Here is a 19,264-nt window from a genome sequence, read left to right as displayed (position 1 = left end):
CTCGTTGGCTATGAGTTGAAAACTTCACTACAAGGAGCCGACGAGTTGTTTCGCTATCGCTCAACATAACAGGTGGATTTATGAGGTAGCTTTTAGATACTACTCCAACGGAAGGCGTTGGGCATTCTGGTTTAGCCAGCTTTCAAAGTTCAGCAGCTCCGGGTTCAGTTCCCGGGCTAATTTTACGTTGCGGGTCTTTTCGAAAACTTCTTCACAATCGCGGTAAAACTGGAACATATTGCCCAGGTCATCGGCTCCGGGAAACCCCAGGTTGCGGTAAGTTTCAGGCGTAATTTCCTGGTAGCGGACTTCCTGGCCCAAGGCTTTGGTAAGGGCGTCGGCCATCTGGTTGCAGGTCAGCAATTCGCCCGCAATACCTACTGTTTTTCCGATCAGTTCGCTGCCTCGCTTGAAAATACCGTAGGCACATTTGCCGATGTCTTCCGAAGCAATACCGGCCAGCTTTTTATCGCCCATCGGGAACGTGATCGCCAGTTTGCCATCTTCCGATTTCTTAGGCCCCATTCCGAAATAGATCAGGTTTTCCCAGTAAAAAGAAGTGAGCAGAAACGTGGTAGGCACGCCGGCGTCCCGGAAATGTTGGTTTGCCGCGCCTTTGGCATCGAAATGCGGTACTTTGTAATTGCCCTGCAGGGTAGGCATGCGGTTATCGGAAAGCGGAATATACTGGCGCGTATCTTCCAGTGTAGACCAGATCACGTGCTGTAAACCGGCTCTTTTGGCGGCCTGAGCCATGTTCCGGGCCTCTTCGTATTCTTTTTCCGGCGAAAAGTGCGCCCAGAAAAATGTGACGCAATACGTGCCAAAAGCCCCGTTCAGCGCCCGGTTCAGGCTTTCCGGATCGTCGATATCGGCTTCCACCACTTCGGCGCCGGCCGCGGCCAGGGCTTTGGCTTTTTCCGAACCGGTGTTCCGGGTAATGGCCCGCACCGTAAAGTCGCTGTTCTTATCGTTCAGGATGGCGCGGCACAAACCGCCGCCTTGCGCTCCGGTAGCCCCGAATACCGCAATAATTTTCTTTTCTGCCATAATGCTTTTCGTTACTGACTTAAAACATAATGCAGGCCGGAAGGTTTGGGGAGAAATGGATGAATGTTGCCGGAGGTGGAAAGCCGGAAATGTGGAGTTAAAGGATGAGCTAAAGCAAAAGACCCGAGGGTTGCTCAGGTCTTTTGTCTGGTTATATTATATTGCCTGATAAGTTATACGCGTAAATGTTTCAGGCGTTATTGTTATCCGGCTTTGGCTTTGCTCTTTTTGCGCCACGTCCGTGCCCTTCAACCCGGGGAACGTTCTGGCCCCTGGTATTGGTCGCGTCGCCAGCAACCGGGCCTTCGTGTTTGCCTGGCTGTTGCCCGCTTACGCCCACCCCTTTGCCGGTACTATCCTGGTTCCGTAGGCTTTTGCCTTCTTTGTAATCCATATCCTCTTTGTGACTCATGGCTTTTTCCTCCTTCTATGGTGTAAAACATTAATAGCCAGTTATTTATTACAGGCTTTGGTTATGTTTTACGGTGAAAGTAGCGTTTGGATTATTGGATTTTTAACGTACTTGTGTAAACTGTGTGCGAGGCTTCAGCCGAAGCATAAAGTTTACACGTGGTTGTACCTTGTTTTTCTTTATATTCTTGTTCCTACCAATCTTTGCTTAAGTTCATCCTTGGAAAATACCCAAACTATTTGATAGGCACCTGCTCCATCACTATTCCATTGATATACTATAAAAGAATCCCCGTTTTTATAAACCTTAAAAGTATTTGTGCATTCGTAAATGTCGCTATAGAGAGCTCTGTGTATTTCAATCTTTTTACCTTTTACGCTGGCATTAACACTTTTAACTTGCGTTTTTGGAAAGTCCCCATCAGTTCCCCAAACTGGTCTACCCGAGATAGCAACTACTGCATTATTATACCTATCTACAATTCTGTTATTCAGTTTAAAAGGCTCGATTACGTATTCAAATTTGAAGTCAGCTCCTTTAAAAGTCTGTAGTTTATCTAATGGTTTTAACTTTGATTTATGTATAAAACCACTTATACAATCTGGTTGGGTAGAACTGAATGAAAAAGAATTCTTTGGGATACAAATAGGTATCCATTCATTTATGTCTATCCCTTCTTCGTAATCAAACCAAAACGCTTCATTATTATATAATTTATGAATGATAGAAGATTGTCCATTTGGTTTCTCCCGGACATTTGTGTAACCGTCATCATCCTGAATAATTCCAACCTGTGCTTTTGCTCCTACAGTTAATAGAAATAGGATAAGCATTATCATCAGGTTTTTCATAATTATAAATTTGGTACAACGTCTAGTATAAAAAGCGAACAAGGCGAAGCTGAAGTTTGGTTTTTATACCTTGTTGTGGTACGTTATTTTTTTAATTGCTTCCAATCTGGTTTTCCTTCTCTTTTATATTTTTCGACCGCTTCATTCCAGAAATCTACCATACCATTATCTGCAGGCCTTTTTATTCTGCTTCCGTCCCAGTCCATCGGTTCTGAAGCGCTTAGGATATCACTTACGTCAAAGGTGTTGTTTGAGAGTTCATAATGTTCTTGCAGGAAGTACCACATAACCCAAAAGGCATCCTCAGCCGTAAGGTTATCATTTCTAAATTCTGTCATTCTTACTTATTTAATCGATTGAAGGGTATTCTGAGAAAAACACGTCCATTCCTATTGTTCCCATAATCTTCATTGATTTTGATTTTAATACTCCGCCTCCTCCAATAGCATCTTTACGAATGTCAAACGCAATATCTGCCACGTATTTATTTGGGATTAAAGCTGCCCCTATTAAATCTAACCATTTTTCAAGAGCGTCAATTTGATTTGGTAAATCCCATATGCTATCACAGAGCCAATCCAATTCTTCGCCAGATTCTTCTATGTAAATTTTTATTGGCATTTATTTTTTATTTAATGCACCACAACTACCATATAAACAACACTACTACACTTATCTGCCTTATGTGTGTAGGTTTTTCTCTTGTAAACCCTACCGTCCAATAATTAAACCCGGATTTAAGTATCCAATATAACACAAATACCAAAACTCCCAAAAACAAAAAGCTACCGTCTTCCTTCTCAGAAAACGGTAGCTTTTCAGCTTAAAAAGTAAAAGAAGCCTTATTCCTCCGGCGGCAGGTTATTTGGGAAACGCTGGTAATGTACTTCGGAAACGCGTTTGAATAATTCTTCGCGGAGTTCCTCGATATTAATACGCTTGGAAGCAGAAATAAAAATGGCCGGGTTGTGCATTTTGGCCATGTAGGTAGCCCGCATTTCCTGCAGCGTTGGTTTTTCGGCGCCTTCTCCCATGTCGTTAAGTTCTTCCATTTCCTGTTCGCGGTACTGGTCAATTTTATTAAATACCAACAGAATGGGCTTGTCGCCGGCGTTAATTTCTTCCAGCGTGCGGTTCACCACTTCAATATGCTCTTCAAACGAAGGATGCGAAATATCTACCACGTGCACCAGCAGGTCGGCTTCGCGCACTTCGTCCAGGGTAGATTTAAAGCTTTCGATGAGTTTGGTCGGTAATTTCCGGATAAACCCTACCGTATCGGAAAGCAGGAAGGGCACGTTGTTCAGCACCACTTTCCGCACGGTGGCGTCTACGGTAGCAAACAGCTTGTTTTCCGCGAACACATCCGATTTGGAAAGCAGGTTCATGATGGTAGATTTTCCCACGTTGGTATAACCCACCAGCGCCACCCGCACCAGGTTGGTCCGCGCTTTCCGCTGCTGAAAATTCTGTTTGTCGATCTCCTTTAGTTTTTCTTTCAGCAACGAGATGCGTTCCCGCACGATCCGGCGGTCGGTCTCGATCTCCGTTTCCCCCGGACCTTTCATGCCGATACCCCCTTTTTGCTTGCTTAAGTGCGTCCATAAACCGGTAAGGCGGGGCAGTAAATACTGGTACTGGGCCATTTCGATCTGGGTACGCGCTTGGGCTGTTTGGGCACGGAGGGCAAAAATATCCAGGATCAATAAGCTCCGGTCAACAATCTTCACTTCCAGCTCGGTCTCCAGGTTGCGGAGTTGGGAAGGGCTCAGGTCATCGTCGAAGATCACCATGTTCACGTCGTGCTCCTTTACATAGGCTTTGATCTCGGCCAACTTTCCGGAACCTACAAAGGTTTTGGTATCGGGTTTCTCCAGTTTTTGTGAAAAGCGTTTCAGGGTTTTGGCGCCGGCAGTTTCGGTTAAAAAAGCCAGTTCATCCAGGTATTCCCGGGTTTTTTCTTCGGGTTGTGTTTTGCGGGTTACCGCTACCAGCACAGCAGTTTCCTGTTCTTTGGCGGTTTCGTAAGATTTTTGCTTACCCATATAGGTTTCAGGTTAATTCTTATAGTTTTCCTGCAGCAATATGCCTGGCAGGAAAGTTTTTCAAAAGGAAACCGCCGGTAAGCTAACCGGCGGCAATGTTGTGTAAAACGTTAAGTTTAAGAAGCTGGTTTTAATTTCGCAATGTTTCCAGGTAAGCGGCCAGTTCTTCGGCCTCCTGCTCCGAGATCTGTCCGCGGAAGCCTGGCATCAATCCCTTACCGTTCAGAATTATTGTTTTCTTCGCTTCGGCCGATAAGCGGCTTACGGAAAGGTCGGTGGCCTTGCCCAAGCCCTTTTTGCCGTTGTCGCCGTGGCAGCTGGCGCATTGCCGGTTGTAAATTTCTTTTGCGTTGGTCAGGGCATTGTCAATTAATTCGCCTTCAATGTTCGGGCCGGTAGCGGTGTCCTGCTCTACCAAGGTGCCGTCGGCTGGTTGCATAATTACTGCCTCATCCGGCGCTTTTACGGTAGTTCCGGTATTGGCTTCCGGCTGGTCTTTGGTCATGCTCAGGCTGCGGTTTTCGGCCATGCCGTACACGTACATAAAAATAACCAGCGACAGCGCCGTAAGCGGTTTGTTCAGTTTTTTAATACCGATTATGGCCAGCGGAATGGCCGCCAGTACCAGCAGTATTTTCACAATTAACCAGGTTGGCATGCCGGTGTACTGCAAAACCAAGTAGCCGCCCGTAAGCAAAATCAGCGTTCCGAAGACCATATCCAGCACTTTGGTCCTTTTCTTGATCTTTTCGAGGGTGTGGTGTTTGTTCGTAAAAAGCAGGAAGGCTTTAATAATGAAAAGGATCAGGAACAGAATGACTACCAGCACGTGGGTGTGTTGTACGGCATTTATGGACATAGTTTGAAATTCAAATAAAACGTAAGCGGGAATACCTCTCTGCAAAGCTAAATCAAAAACCGGAAGGGCTGGTAAAACGGTAGGTTTTTTTCAAAAATCCTGAAAGCGCCTTTTAGTCTGAACACGATTTTCAGGATTTTTATGATGGACAGGATTTAAATTTCCCAATAAGGAGAGAGACACTGGTAGCTGGATATTAGTATCTGGACTGGAAACGCATAAGGCTCCATAATTCAATATTATACACAGTATGGTTTCCTTCCAGATTATGCGGTTATTTTAGTCTTGCTACTTAGTTTCAAATTCCCTTTGCTTGACGGGATTTGTAATTCCATCTTACCCGAGCCGTGGGATCTGTGATCCCACTTTCTAATAAATAACCTGGTCATGCACCAGGCTATCCGTGAAAATCACTTTTGTTCGCTCCGTTCCGACCCCGAAGTAATTCTTTAAAAAATAGAATCTATTTTTTAAATAGGATCCTGTCCATCCCATCAATCCTTAAAATCGTGTTCAGACAAAAGAGCTTGCGTAAAACATGCCCGGCCTTTGTTAACCGGAAAATCAATACTCCCCGCAGAATCCGGTTTTTGTTTACCCAATGTTAGGTATTATTCCTCTGTTCTGGAGTTTCCTTTACGCAATAAACTGCAAAAGTCCAAATTCTTCGTACCGAAAGCCTTAACTTAGGAAAAGGAATTACAGTAAATAGAGCTATAAACGATTCGATCCATTTTTAAATGTTTGTTGGTATGGTAAGGTTAGGTACATTAAAAAAAACTCCGGCAAGTTTATTGGTTGCAACCCTGGCAGCATTCGCGCTGCTATCCGGACTGGCCATTGGCTAGGTTGCATCTTTTTCTGGTTATTTTCATGCTGAACAGGTTATAAACCTGACGGGGTGCCACGCTGAAAGGAATGCCTTTCCACACCGTCAGGTACCCGCATGAGCATGGTTCAGCTGCATCAGGCAGGCGCCTGCATGCAGCCCGGCTAAACAATCTTGCATGCTTTAATCCTTCCTTTTATCCTGGTTATCCGTTTTTTCCGCGAACTGTCCTATCTTTGCCGGAGAAACGGATATTTTCATGCGCATTGCTATCGTAATCAATACCTCCTGGAACATCTTTAATTTCCGGATGAACCTGGCCAAAGCCCTCATGCAGGCCGGGCACGAAGTAGTAGCCATTGCGCCGCAGGATGCTTATTCCCAGCGCCTGGTAGAGGCCGGCATGCAGTTCGTGCCGGTGCAAATGGAAAACAAGGGCACCAACCCGGTAAAAGACCTGCTGCTTATCAAACAATTCTACCAGATCTATAAAACCGTTAAGCCCGACGTTATTCTGCAATACACCATTAAGCCTAACATTTACGGAACACTGGCAGCCAAACTTGCTGGAATTCCGGTAATAAATAATGTTTCGGGTCTGGGAACGGTGTTTATTGTGAAGAACCTGGTTTCTAAGGTAGCCTTAGGTTTATATAAATTCGCATTCCAGTTTCCGGCGAAAGTATTCTTCCAGAACCGCGACGATCAGGAGCTTTTCCTGGAACATAGTTTAGTAAAGCGTGAAATCACCGAGGTGCTACCTGGTTCCGGCGTAGATACAGTGCGTTTCATTCCCGCCGAAAGTTTTGCCCGTAATCCTGATTTCCGTTTTCTGATGATTGCCCGGGTGCTTTACGAAAAAGGCATCGTGGAATACGTAGAAGCGGCCAAAGAACTGAAAAAGAAATATCCGCAAATCAGAGTGCAGCTTTTAGGTGCTTTCGACGAGGCCGGGAATATTGGCGTAAAACGCAGCGTTTTTGAAGACTGGATAAAAGGCGGTGAACTGGAATACCTCGGCACTTCCGACGATGTAGCCGCGGTAATTGCCAAAGCCGATTGCGTGGTACTGCCTTCGTACCGCGAAGGAACTCCCAAAACCCTGCTGGAAGCGGCCGCCATGGGCAAACCCATTGTAACTACCAACGTGCCGGGCTGCAAAGAAACCGTAGTAGATGCGCAAAACGGCTATTTATGCGAGGTGCGAAGCGGTGCGGACCTGGCCCGGAAAATGGAACAGGTACTGCAGCTTTCGGATGCGGAATTACAGGCCATGGGCCACGCCAGCCGCCAGCTTGCCCTGGATAAATTCGACGAAAAGCACGTGATAAACCGCTACCTGCAAACCATTAACGATATTACCACGCTGAAACACTAGGGGAAACGCCTGAAAAACTACCAGGTTAGCATACAATTCATGGAATACAAAGAACATTTTTTAAAGGGCGTGGTCGAATTCTTTCCGAAGCAGTTCAAGGATAACCGGGGCTGGTTCATGGAATCTTTCAACGAAAAGGCAATGCAGCAGGCCGGTATTCCCACGGTTTTTGTGCAGGACAATCAGTCGGTTTCCTTTAAAAATGTTTTGCGGGGTCTGCATTTTCAGAAACCGCCTTTTGCCCAGGCAAAACTGGTGCGGGCAGTGGCCGGCCGGGTGCTCGATGTAATTGTAGATATCCGGAAAGCCTCACCTACCTATGGGAAACACCTGGCCCGCGAGTTAAACGCCGACCAGAACAACCTGCTTTACGTGCCGGAAGGCTTTGCCCATGGCTTTTTAGCCCTGGAAGAAAATTCGGTTTTCCTTTATAAATGTTCCAGTTACTATCATCAGGAATCGGAAAGCGGCCTTTGCTGGAGCGATCCGGACCTGAATATTGACTGGGGCGTGAAAGACCCGATCGTTTCCGAAAAAGATAAGATCCTGCCGGCGTTTAAGGATTTTGTATCGCCGTTTTGAGGTGGATAAAAGATTAAGGTAGAAAGTTAAATGCCTCTTTATTGAAAGCATTTGAAGCCAAGAAGCCCCATGCATTGCATGGGGCTTCTTCATTTTGATGGTCTGATTTTCCTTCTTCTTTTATCTTTCTTCCTGCTACCTTTTACAGCAATTTACCTCGGCCTGTCCCCTGACAGGCCGAAAGCACTGCAGCAATGTGTAAACAAGTAACCTGTGAAGAAGCCTTAAAAGAGTTGGGATAGTTGTAAAATGGCTATCAAGTTCCCTACCTGACTTTAGCAACAGTATTCCGGCCTGTCGGGGGACAGGCCAGGGTAATGACCTGAGTTTCCTTCCTCTTTTATCTTTTGTCCTTCTACCTTTTTACAGCAATTCCAGTACCGTTTCCAGGCCCATTCCGCGGGAGCCTTTTATGAGCAGGTGGCTGTCGGTGATCGGGTTTGCTTTGAGCCAGTTTTCCAGATCGATTTTGCTTTCGAAGTGCAGGAAATCCGGGTTTACGGCGGCGGCTTGCATCTCTTTACCGCACAGCAGTACTTTTTCGATCGGCTGTTCCGCGATCAGTTCACCCAGTTTCCGGTGTTCGCTTTCACTTTCCGGACCCAATTCAAACATATCGCCCACGATCAGCACTTTCGGTTTTTCGGCGCTGCTGCCGAAATTCTTTATGGCTGCTTCCATGGAGCTGGGGTTGGCATTGTAAGCATCCAGCAATATCGTGTTCGTGTTTTTCCGGATCACCTGGGAACGGTTATTGGCTGGGGCGTATCCCGCAATGGCTTCATTTATTTTTTCTTCCGGCACTTCAAAATACTTCCCGATGCAGGCCGCCGCGGCAATGTTGTCGAAATTATAAGAGCCCATTAAGTGCGTGGTTACGGCAGCACCGCTTTCGCTCCGGTATTTTACGAGCGGGGTGGCTTCCAGCAATTCCAGGTGCAGAAAATCGCCGGCGTTCGGGTAAGTAACTTTGCTTTCGATCCGGCGCGACATCCGCATGAGGTGGTCGGAATTGGTATTCACGAAAATAGTGCCCTTCGTTTCGTCAATATAGCGGTACAATTCGCTTTTGGCACGGGCCACGCCTTCCAGGCTGCCGAAACCTTCCAGGTGCGCTTTCCCGATGTTGGTGATCAGGCCGTGGGTGGGCAGCGCAATGCGGCAGAGCATATCGATCTCGCCGTGATGGTTGGCGCCCATTTCGATAATAGCCAGTTCGTGCTCCGGTTTTATGCGAAGCAAGGTTAAGGGCACACCAATGTGGTTATTCAGGTTACCCTGGGTGTAAAGCGTCTTGAATTTCCGGCTCAGTACGGCGTTGGTCAGTTCTTTGGTAGTGGTTTTGCCGTTGCTGCCCGTTATGCCAAGTACCGGAATGCGAAGCTGCTGCCGGTGATAACGCGCCAGTTCCTGCAAAGCTTCCAGGGTATTTTCCACGTACAGGCAACGGTCCGAGGCCATTTCTTCGTCATCTACTACAGCAAAGCGGGCGCCTTTGGCCAATGCCTGTTCCGCAAATTTTGCGCCTTTAAAATTCGGTCCGTTCAGGGCAAAAAACAGGGAATTCTGCTGATCGGCCCGGGAATCGGTGCTTACAAAATCGCAGCTTAGAAATTTCTGATATAAAGAGGTAATGTTTTCTGACATTTATTTGCGAAATTAACAACGTTAAAATGAAGCTGCTTTTATGAACCTGACTTTTAGGAAACTAACCGGATTAATTTGTTTTATGCTATGCGCTTACAACCTGCAGGCGCAGCAGGGCTTTCGATTCCGGCAGCAGCAGGATGTAAAAGTAGTAATTGGAAGCGATACCTTAAAACAAGCCTGGGTGGGCGGCCTGAATGCGCCGGTTTTTTCCAAAATCGACCTGAACCAGGATGGTACCGAAGACCTGTACATTTTCGACCGGATGAATAGTAAATCCTTCACTTTTCTGGCTGAAAATGCTACCGGTACCTGGCGCTGGAAGTATGCCCCGGCATATGAAGTTTTCTTTCCTACCGGAATGGTGAACTGGGTTTTGCTCCGGGACGCAGATGGGGATGGCAGGAAAGATCTTTTTACCGGCAACGATAACAATGTCCTGCTTTATAAGAACATGACCTCAGCCGCCGGGCCGCTTACTTTCAGAACGCAGCCGCACAAACTGAAATTCGACGCTGGTCTTACCCTGAAGTCAGGAGGTTATATTCTGCCCGATTTTACGGATGTGGACAATGACGGCGATCTGGATATGCTGGTCTTCGACAGCAATGGCAAACAAGTGGAATATTACAAAAATTTAACGGCAGGCAATCCTGCAAACCGTCCGGATAGCATGGTGCTTACGCGGGAAACCAATGTATGGGGCGATTTTAGCCGTTGCCTCCCGGCTTGCAGCACTTTCGCATTTGGCACGGGCAGTTGCCGGGTTGGCAAAATAATGCACCTGGGCGGCGGCAGCCTTACTGCGCTCGACCTGGATGGCGACGGTGATAAGGATATTCTGGCGGGTTCGGATCTATGCCCCAATCTGGTACGGTTTACCAATAACGGTACCTCGGCGGTGGCGGCTATAACGGCTTCCAGTCCGCAAACGGTTTATCCGAATGCAGCTAATCCGGCCAGCTTCGTGAATTTCCCGGCCGCGTATTACGAAGATGTGAATTTTGATGGTAAAAGAGACCTGCTGGTAGCGCCTTTTCTTTACAACAACCACGATCTTGCCGATCTGAACCATTCCGCCTGGTATTACCGGAACGACGCGGCCAATGCTGCCGCCCCGCCGGTTTTCAACTATGTAAAAAATAATTTTTTACAGGATGAAATGCTGGACTTCGGGGAAGCCGCCTCGCCGGTATTTGCCGATATCGATGGCGATGGCGACCAGGACCTGCTGGTAGGAAATTATGCCGATTACCGTACCGGCGCCAACCGGTTCCGGAGCGCGGTGAGTTTGTTTACCAATGTGGGCAACGCTACTAAACCGGTGTTTAAACTCACCAATAGCGACTACCTGAACCTTAGTCAGCTTGATTACCGCTCCATAAAGCTGCAATTCGGCGATATGAACGGCGATGGCAGCCCGGATCTGATCATGAGTTATGTATGGCCGAATGGAACATTCCGTTTAATGGATTATATTCCGAATTCTGCCGCACCGCGCCAGCCCTATCAGTTTAACCCGGCCGCTAAGACGCCGATTTCTGTAACCATTAATTCCGAAGATACCCCGCTCTTTTATGATATGGACGGCGACGGCGACCTGGACCTGCTGATTGGCACCAGGCAGCAACTGGTTAATTCCAGCAGCGGCGCATTGGCCTGGTACCGGCGTACCGGAGCGGCGGCAGATCAGTTTTCATCCTGGGCTTTGGCCTCCGATAACTTGGGCGGCCTTCCCCGGAGTCAGGCAAACAGACAACTGCAGCCCCTTATTGCTGACCTGAACGCAGACGGAAACATGGACCTGCTTATCACAAATTTCAGCGGGGAAGTTACGGTTTACAGCAACTTCCAAAATAGCGGTAGCACTTTTTCGGGACAAAACCATATCCTTTTCAATAGCCTTTTAAACAATCTGGTACCTACAAACCTGAAGCACACGCTGCATGCGGCCGCGGCCGATCTGAACGGCGATCAGAAACCGGAAATTATTATCGGCACCAATGGCGGCGGCCTGGTTTACCTCGAAAACGAAAGTACTATAACCGGATTAACTGAGGAAAAATTGCCATTAGCGTTTACAGTATATCCGAACCCGGCCAGCAAAATCATAACCGTTAGCAGTGCTGCCAAAACCGAACTTGTAATTTACGACCAGGCCGGTAAAATGCTCTATGCCAGTCCGGCGGGAAAGCAACAGAACCACCGGGTAGATGTTTCCGGGTTCTTGCCGGGGATCTACTTTATAAAAGCAATAGCCGAAAACAGAAGCTCCGCCGGAAAAACTATTGTTGTGCAACATTAAACTCAAATAGCATGGTTTACCGGGAATGCGGTATGGTTAACTGAAAAGCTTTTCCAGAATATACCGGGTACTAAGTTTTCTGCGTTCCTGATTTAAGGTACTTGCCGTTACAGGTAAGTACAAAATTGTTTTGCTGAATTTTAATTAACTTTAAGAATCTAATTCCAATAGCAGATATGAAGCACATTTTTACGTTCCTTTTTAGTTTGTTTTCCTTTTGTGCCTGGTCACAGGGGTTTGACTTCCGTCAGGAAAACAAAGTGAAAGTTGTAATTAGCAGCGATACGCTCCGGCAGCCCTGGATGGGCGGCCTGAACGCGCCGGTTTACTCCAAGATCGACCTGAACCTGGATGGAGTAGAAGACTTATACGCCTTTGACCGGATGAACAATAAGTCCTACACGTTTCTGGCCGATAATACTACCGGAACCTGGCGCTGGAAGTACGCCCCGGAATATGAAGCCCTGTTCCCGAAAGGCATGACCTACTGGGTGCTGCTCCGCGATGTGGACGGCGATGGCCGGAAGGACCTGTTTACCGGGAATAATATGCACACCCTGCTTTATAAGAACGTTAGCCCGGCCGCCGGGCCGCTTACCTTCGTAAGCCGGCCGCATAAAATGAAGTTCGATAACTTCAGCAATATCCCGCTGGGCGCTTATGTATTGCCATCCTTTACGGATATGGATAACGACGGGGATCTGGATATGCTGGTTTATGACGGTTTTAATGCTGAAACAATTGAATATTACAAAAACCTTACCGTTGAACAGAATGCGCCGGCCGACAGCATGCGGCTTACCCGGGAAACCACGCAGTGGGGTGGGTTTAGCCGTTGCAGTAGTGGTTGTAATGCCTTTGTTTTTGGAAGCGCCTCGTGCCGTACAAGCAAGGTGAAACACGGCGGTGGCGCCAGTATTACGGCTTTGGACCTGGATGGTGATTCTGATAAGGATATTTTAGTGGGCGCGGACATGTGCCCGGACCTGGTGCGCTTAACGAATGCGGGTACACCCACAGCAGCGAATATGGTATCGTCGGGGATGCAGATTGCTTACCCTAATATGGCCAATCCGGCAAGCATGGTAAATTTCCCGGCTGCTTATTACGAAGACGTTACGTTCGATGGCAAGAAGGACCTGCTCGTAGCGCCGTTCCTGCTCGATAACCAGGATATGGCCGATCTGAATCATTCTTCCTGGCTGTACCAGAATACCTCCGCGACGATTGTGCCGACCTTTACTTTCCAGAAAAAGAACTTTCTGCAGGATCAGATGCTGGATCTCGGAGCAATGGCGGCTCCGGCTTTTGCAGATATAGATGCCGACGGCGACCTGGATATGCTCGTGTCGAATTTTGCCGATTACCGCCTGGGGGCTTCCCAGTTCCGGAGCACGGTAAGTTTGTTTGAGAACGTAGGCAGCGCTACCAAACCGGTTTTCAAACTGGTAGACAACAATTACCTGCAGTTCAGCCAGGCCGATTACAAAGGGATTAAACTGCAGTTCGGCGATATGGACGGAAACGGCAGCAAAGACCTTATTGTGAAATACCTCCACAGCAGCGGTTCCGCCGCCTACGTAGATTATATTCCGAATTCGGCCCAGCCGAACCAGCCTTATAGCTTTTCCCGCGCTAACCAGGTTGGTATTTCCTTGGGAATAAACGTGCGGGATGCCGTTTTCTTCTACGATCTGGATGGCGACGGCGACCTGGATGTACTGTTGGGCACCGATAGCCAGAATCCGAATAACCCCAGCAGCGGGGCCATTCATTATTACCGCCGTGTGGGCGCCAATCCCGGCAGCTTTTCTTCATGGCAGTTGTTTAACGATAATTTCGGCAATATTCCCCGTGATTATATGCGGGCCAGCGTGCAGCCTATTATTGCCGACCTGGACAATAATGGCGTAGCGGATCTGGCCCTGACTGACAACAGCGGCAGCCTGCGTCTGTACCCGAATATCATGAATAACCTGGGCGGAACCTTTATCCCTCACACGCAGGTGCTTTATAATAATCTGCTGGGCGGTTTAAATGCACCGGCATTCGGTCCCCGGATCTTTGCCGCCGCCGCCGACCTGGATGGCGACCAGAAACCGGAGATGGTTGTGGGTACCGATGGGGGCGGCCTGCTTTACCTGAAAAATGAATCTTCTGTTGTTTCGGGCGTAAGGGAGGGAATTTCGGCGCTGCCATTAAAGGTTTACCCGAACCCGGCCAGGGAAATGGTAACTGTAAGCAGCGAAGAAAACGTGCAGGTAAGCGTTTACGATATGACGGGCCGGCAATTGCTGGAAAGTAAAGCCGGTTTCCGGAAGGTGCACGAACTGAATATTTTAAATCTAAAAGCCGGCGCTTATTTCCTGAAAATCTCTACTCCGGATTTTCGTTCGGCCGGTAAAACGTTTATCGTGCAGCACTAACCCTGCTGAAATTCTGAAAGGTTAATTTAATCAATAGCCTGCCTTCAGTCTGGAATTTATGATTTCAGATTGAGAGCAGGCTCTTTTTTATGCTATAGGTTGTAGGAAATCAGAGCTGGGTGAAAATATCGGCATCCAGATCGGCGGGGAAGCGCTTCCGGAAAGAAGCTAACTCAGTATAGCTAAGGGTTTGGGTATGGATGATATCCGGGTTGGCAGGCAGGAAAATGCTGTTCCCCTGCGGATCGCACACGGCAGAATCGCCGGCGTAGCTGGTATTGGCATCGGTACCCGTGCGGTTCACGCCAATGCAGTAACTCAGGTTCTCGATGGCCCGGGCCGGTAGCAAACTGCACCAGGCGCGGGCTCTTTTTTCGGGCCAATTGGCTACGTAAAGAAGCAGGTCGTAGGACTGTTCGTGGGTGTTGCGGCTCCAGACCGGGAAACGCAGATCGTAGCAAACCAAAGGGCAAATGCGCCAGCCTTTCCAGGTAACTACTAACTTACTTTTTCCGGCGGAATAGACAGCGTTTTCTTTGGCCATCCGGAACAGGTGGCGTTTGTCGTAGGTGTAAACCGTGCCATCGGGCTGAGCCCAAAGCAAGCGGTTGTAGAAATGGCCGTTTTCCTGCACAATAATGCTTCCGGTTATGGCTGCCTGGCTTTTTTCAGCCATTTGGAGGAGCCATTGGGTAGTAGGGCCGTTGGGCGGTTCGGCCAGTTGCGCCGCATTCATCGTGAAGCCAGTGGTAAACATTTCCGGCAGAACGATGAGATCTGTAGGAGAGGTCAGTGATTCGACTTTTTGAGCAAATATCCTACGGTTTTCTTCGGGGTTTTCCCAGGCAAGGTCAGTTTGCAGGAGCGTTACGGTAAGGTCCGGGATCTGGCGCTCCGGGTTTGTATTTATACTTTCTGGGTGTTCTTTCATACCGGATTTAACTAAACGACGGCGAATCTAATGTTTAAGTAGCTACCGGTTTTCTAGCTTGAACTCTGCTAAATAAACAAAAAACTTCTCAAACGCTCTTTCTTCATCTCCATCACACTCTTTTAATAATACCCGCGAAAAAGGATTTGAAGTTCCCTCAACTTCTTTGTCTTTGTTTAAAATCCAATATTTAAATTCTTCAAAATTTGGATCACCTGAATTATAAATGTCATCAGCAAATCCAAGTTGCATATAACCATTCAAAAAGTCTTGAAGAGCGGTAATAGATTTTGAAGTTAGAAAATATGGTTTCTGTCTGACCAATTCCAGCAATTCATATACTTTTCTTGCTGAAGTAACCTTTATCTTAAACTTCTCTTTTCCCATTAATTATAATGCTTGCTACCGTTTGGTCTTCAGTAATTATTACGCGCAAATTACAATACCGGCGGCTTATTTTTAAAATAGAGCCTAAAAGTGGTGCCCTGGTTTATGCTGCTTTCCAGTTCTATGCGGCCGCCGTTGTTGGCCATAATGCGGTGTACGATGTAAAGCCCCAGACCGGTGCCGGGTACGTGGTTGTGAAAGCGGCGGTACATCTGGAAAAGTTTTTCGCTGTGCCGGTTCAGGTCTATGCCAATGCCGTTATCGGTTACGGTAAGCAGGGTGTATTCGCCAGCCGGGCTGCTTTTTAATCGAATTATTGGCGCGCGGTCTTTGGCCCCATATTTAATGCTGTTGGTTATGAGGTTATAGATTACGCTTTTCAGGTTTGGTTTCGAAAACCAGATTGCGGGGGCTTCCTTAAAATCGGTTTTAATGGACGCGGTGGTGCTGGAAATAAGTTCTTTGATACTGGTTTTTATGGCTTTGGTAATTTCTTTCAGGTCTACAAAGTCGCGGCCGTCGTCGAGGTTTCGCTGTACTTTTACTACCTGGCTTAAGTCATCTATCGTGCCGTAGATCTGTTTGAGCGATTTCTGAAAGTGGGAAATGAGCTTATCGGCGTCCGGGTCGTGAAACTCAGCAGCGCGGATAAGGTCCCCGAAGATGGTTTCGATATTGATAATCGGCATTTTCAGGTCGTGGGAAGCCGTGTAAACAAAGCTGTCCAGGTCCTGATTTATTTTCCGGAGTTCGGCATTTTTGGTTTTGAGTTCTTCGGCTGCTTTTTTATGGTCTTCGATGTCGGTGCAGGTGCCGAACCACTTTATTATCCGACCGGCTTCGTTCCGAACAGGCAGGGCCTGCCCTAAAAAACAACGGTAGGTACCGGTCTTGCTCCTGATCCGGAATTCAGCCTCGTAATAGGTTCCGGTCCGGAGGGCGTGTTGCATGGCGTTGTTGCATTGTTCCCGGTCGTTGGGATGAATGTGGGTTAGCCACTCCACCTGGTAGCTTTCTTCCAGCGTATAGCCGATGTATTCTGCCAGGCGCTTGTTGAAGTAATCATGAATACCGTTGGCATCGGTGGTCCAGACCAGTTGGGGTATGGTATCGGCCAGGAATTCGAATTTTTCTTTGGCTTCCAGGAGTTCGCTTAAAAGCGCTTTTTGTTCCTGTATGTTGGTTAATGAGCCTATCCAAAAAGTAATTTCACCATGCTGGTTCCGGATAGGCACGCCGCGTTCCAGAAACCAGTTATACGTTCCGTTCTGAGCGGAGCGCCACCGGTTTTCATGTACATATTCATTTCCGGTTTGAAGGGCTGAGTTCCATTTATCCTGGGTTTCTGCCAGATCGGCCGGATGGATGAACTTTTGCCAGCCGAAATTTTTACTTTCCTCGAACGTGGCCCCGGTGTATTCGTACCAGCGCTGGTTGTAATAATTAATTTGTCCGTCGGGTAGTGCGGTCCAGGTCATTAAAGGCTGGGCTTCCAGGATCTGCACAATTCTTTCATTCGATTTCTGGAGTTCCCAATAGAGTTCTTCTACCTGTTTTTTGGCCTTTACCTGTTTGGTGACATCGCTGGCCGTAACGATTACGCCTTCGGTTTGCCCGGCGGTATTTTGCAGGGGCTGGTAGGTTACATTAAAAAAAACCTCCGCAGGCAAACCATTTGCGTTCGGGCCGACCAGCAAGGGCATTTCCCGGCCGTAGTAGGGTTCGCCGGTTCGATAAACGGCCTGTATGATGGCATGATATCCCTGGTCTGCTAGTTCTGGTATGGCGATGGCCAAGGGCTGGCCCTCTACCGGGCTTGCGTGCAGCTTCTGGAAACCGGGAGAAAGGTATTCTACCATAAGGTCAGCGCCTTTTAATACGGCCAGATGAACGGGTGCCACTTTCAGGATCCGGTCCAGGTAACTTTCCCGGGCGAGTAATTTTTGTTGCTGTAACTTCTGTTCGTGGATGTTAATGCAGGTGCCCAGCCACAGGGTTACTCTGTTTTCGGAATCGATAAGGGGGACCGACCGGGCTAAAAACCACTGGTAATCTCCTTCCCTGGACCTGATGCGGAATTCAATTTCATAAACGGAGCCCTGGGGCCGGCATTCGTCCCACAAGGCAAACATCGGCGCTACATCGTCTGGATGAAAATAGGAAAAAGTTCGCTCAAAGTTGCCGGGCTCCATGCCGGTAAAGTCGTACCAGGCTTTATTCAGGTAAGTGGTTACGCCTTCGGACGTGTTGGTCCAGGCCGGGCAGGGCAATGATTCTATTAAGTTCTGGAATTGGTTTTTGCTTTCTTTCAGTTCCAGCTCGGCCTGGATCTGCCGGGAAATATCGAGCAGGGTGCCCACCATGCGGTAGGCATTGCCATTTTCGTCGCGAAGCGTAAAACCCCGGTCCAATACGGTGGCATACGTGCCGTTTGCCCGACGGAACCGGTAGGTATCGCTCCAGCTTTTTCCGCTTTTGCTTACAACCTGGTGGATGCTTTCCTTTACCCTTTTCTGGTCCTCAGGATGAATTTTTTCGCTCCAGATCCAGATGTCGTCAATCTGGTGGGTTTCATAGCCAAAAATATCCTGGAACGTGCTGTTCCACCACAGGTGGTTGCTTAGCAGATCCCAATCCCATACGGCATCGCTGGTAGCCAGGGCCAGCAGCTCAAAGCGTTCGCGGTTTGCCCGGATGTCGCGGTGAGCCAGTTGCTGCATGGTTACGTCTACCACTTTTTGAACGATGTAAAGGATCTCGCCGGCTGGGTCGAGAACGGGGGTATGGGAAGTTAGCCAGTAGCGCTCTTCGAAGCCGCCGCCTAAGGCTGCCGGCAGGGGAATGTCGTAGCGCAAAACGGGCATGGTATGGGGCGTGCGCAAAGTAAGCACGTGCGTAAGCGAATGGCGGAGCGTCTCGCCGGAGCGGGCTTCGGAGGTAGCCTGATTTTCCGGAAAAACGTCGAAAATATAACGGCCGATAATTTCCTCCCGCTTGGTTAAAGTTCCCTGCAGGTAGGCTTCCGTGGCATCCAGGATGTTCAATTCCGGGCACAGGATCAGGTATAGGCCGGGTAGGGCATTGAGTAAATGCTGGTAGTTTATGGCGTGCGTGTTGGTAGTGGCTGCTTCCATGGCAGGCAGGTTTTTAGCGGCGTGAGGCAATTAAAAGGCTTGCTTTAAAGCGGCCTGAAGATAGCAACAAAACCCGGTAGAAAAACTAATTCCACCGGTATTTATTTAACTAATGTTGCGGGAAAATGGCTTAGGCTAATGCCGCTGATCAGGCTGGCCCGAAAACCGCAAGCTGAAGCAGACGGCAAAGGATTTCAGGAATATGGTAACGGAAAAGTGCTTAAGGCGGTTTTTTTGTTTGAGGCCGTTTGCTCTTTCGGATCTATCGATCCGGAAGCATCTTGTAGCGGGTTTATTAACCCGCGTGAACCATTTTCAGACCACAATTCGGGGATCAATAGATCCCCGGCAGGAAGTTTTCGGATAAAAATATCCGCAAAAGCTGCCTGTTTTCAAATAACCCGTAGTAGCTGTTTTGAGGCTTTAGC

At 48.1% G+C, this 19,264-nt stretch carries 15 protein-coding genes; 4 read left to right on the top strand and 11 right to left on the bottom strand.

Translation table 11 applies throughout. The annotated features are described in order from the left end of the window. Positions 1 to 99: 99 nt before the first annotated feature. From F0P94_RS18965 to F0P94_RS18935, 7 genes are all read right to left on the bottom strand, one after another. The gene (locus F0P94_RS18965; RefSeq protein ID WP_150906039.1) at positions 100 to 1,050 is read right to left on the bottom strand and encodes an NmrA/HSCARG family protein; all 951 of its coding nucleotides are present in this window, start codon (positions 1,048 to 1,050) and stop codon (positions 100 to 102) included. Between the two features lie 190 nt (positions 1,051 to 1,240). Beyond that, positions 1,241 to 1,462 (bottom strand): hypothetical protein, encoded by a 222-nt coding sequence (locus F0P94_RS18960; RefSeq protein WP_150906037.1) that lies wholly within the window; start codon positions 1,460 to 1,462, stop codon positions 1,241 to 1,243. 179 nt (positions 1,463 to 1,641) lie between these two features. Continuing rightward, positions 1,642 to 2,313: a hypothetical protein gene (locus F0P94_RS18955; protein ID WP_150906035.1), complete on the bottom strand. Its 672-nt coding sequence runs from the start codon at positions 2,311 to 2,313 to the stop codon at positions 1,642 to 1,644. A gap of 83 nt (positions 2,314 to 2,396) precedes the next feature. Continuing rightward, positions 2,397 to 2,651 (bottom strand): hypothetical protein, encoded by a 255-nt coding sequence (locus tag F0P94_RS18950; protein ID WP_150906033.1) that lies wholly within the window; start codon positions 2,649 to 2,651, stop codon positions 2,397 to 2,399. Between the two features lie 10 nt (positions 2,652 to 2,661). Further along, entirely contained in the window at positions 2,662 to 2,934 is a 273-nt protein-coding gene (locus F0P94_RS18945) for a hypothetical protein (protein ID WP_150906031.1), read from the bottom strand. Positions 2,935 to 3,155: 221 nt separating this feature from the next. Continuing rightward, complete coding sequence (gene hflX, locus F0P94_RS18940; RefSeq protein ID WP_150906029.1) at positions 3,156 to 4,358, bottom strand: GTPase HflX; 1,203 nt, start codon at positions 4,356 to 4,358, stop codon at positions 3,156 to 3,158. A 130-nt stretch (positions 4,359 to 4,488) separates the two neighbouring features. After that, entirely contained in the window at positions 4,489 to 5,217 is a 729-nt protein-coding gene (locus F0P94_RS18935) for a SirB2 family protein (RefSeq protein WP_150906027.1), read from the bottom strand. Between the two features lie 1,088 nt (positions 5,218 to 6,305). Between F0P94_RS18935 and F0P94_RS18930 the strand changes: the two genes are divergently transcribed. Continuing rightward, complete coding sequence (locus F0P94_RS18930; protein WP_150906025.1) at positions 6,306 to 7,424, top strand: glycosyltransferase family 4 protein; 1,119 nt, start codon at positions 6,306 to 6,308, stop codon at positions 7,422 to 7,424. Positions 7,425 to 7,463: 39 nt separating this feature from the next. Continuing rightward, positions 7,464 to 8,006 (top strand): dTDP-4-dehydrorhamnose 3,5-epimerase, encoded by a 543-nt coding sequence (gene rfbC, locus F0P94_RS18925; RefSeq protein ID WP_150906023.1) that lies wholly within the window; start codon positions 7,464 to 7,466, stop codon positions 8,004 to 8,006. Between the two features lie 363 nt (positions 8,007 to 8,369). On the opposite strand, the gene F0P94_RS18920 is transcribed toward rfbC, so the two are convergent. Continuing rightward, positions 8,370 to 9,653, bottom strand: coding sequence for a UDP-N-acetylmuramoyl-tripeptide--D-alanyl-D-alanine ligase (locus tag F0P94_RS18920; protein ID WP_150906021.1), 1,284 nt, complete (start codon positions 9,651 to 9,653; stop codon positions 8,370 to 8,372). A 40-nt stretch (positions 9,654 to 9,693) separates the two neighbouring features. Here F0P94_RS18920 and F0P94_RS18915 point away from each other — a divergent pair, with 40 nt between their 5' ends. Continuing rightward, positions 9,694 to 11,958, top strand: a complete 2,265-nt coding sequence (locus F0P94_RS18915; RefSeq protein WP_150906019.1) for a T9SS type A sorting domain-containing protein — start codon at positions 9,694 to 9,696, stop codon at positions 11,956 to 11,958. A 176-nt stretch (positions 11,959 to 12,134) separates the two neighbouring features. After that, complete coding sequence (locus tag F0P94_RS18910) at positions 12,135 to 14,384, top strand: T9SS type A sorting domain-containing protein (protein ID WP_150906017.1); 2,250 nt, start codon at positions 12,135 to 12,137, stop codon at positions 14,382 to 14,384. Positions 14,385 to 14,493: 109 nt separating this feature from the next. Here F0P94_RS18910 and F0P94_RS18905 read toward each other — a convergent pair whose 3' ends face one another. From F0P94_RS18905 to F0P94_RS18895, 3 genes are read right to left on the bottom strand one after another with little or no spacing between them, the layout of a single operon-like run. Beyond that, positions 14,494 to 15,315 carry an amidohydrolase gene (locus F0P94_RS18905; protein ID WP_317133068.1) on the bottom strand — a complete coding sequence of 274 codons (822 nt, stop codon included), beginning with the start codon at positions 15,313 to 15,315 and terminating at the stop codon, positions 14,494 to 14,496. Between the two features lie 42 nt (positions 15,316 to 15,357). Continuing rightward, a complete protein-coding gene (locus F0P94_RS18900; RefSeq protein WP_150906015.1) occupies positions 15,358 to 15,702 on the bottom strand; it encodes a hypothetical protein in 345 nt (114 codons plus the stop codon). 50 nt (positions 15,703 to 15,752) lie between these two features. Continuing rightward, positions 15,753 to 18,866: a PAS domain-containing sensor histidine kinase gene (locus tag F0P94_RS18895; protein ID WP_191907106.1), complete on the bottom strand. Its 3,114-nt coding sequence runs from the start codon at positions 18,864 to 18,866 to the stop codon at positions 15,753 to 15,755. Between the last annotated feature and the right edge of the window lie 398 nt (positions 18,867 to 19,264).

It is taken from the genome of Adhaeribacter soli (genome assembly GCF_008727925.1).
Taxonomy (GTDB): Bacteria; Bacteroidota; Bacteroidia; order Cytophagales; family Hymenobacteraceae; genus Adhaeribacter_A; species Adhaeribacter_A soli.
The sequence above is the reverse complement of the archived record's forward strand: the minus strand, read 5'-3'. Positions and strand labels throughout refer to the sequence as shown.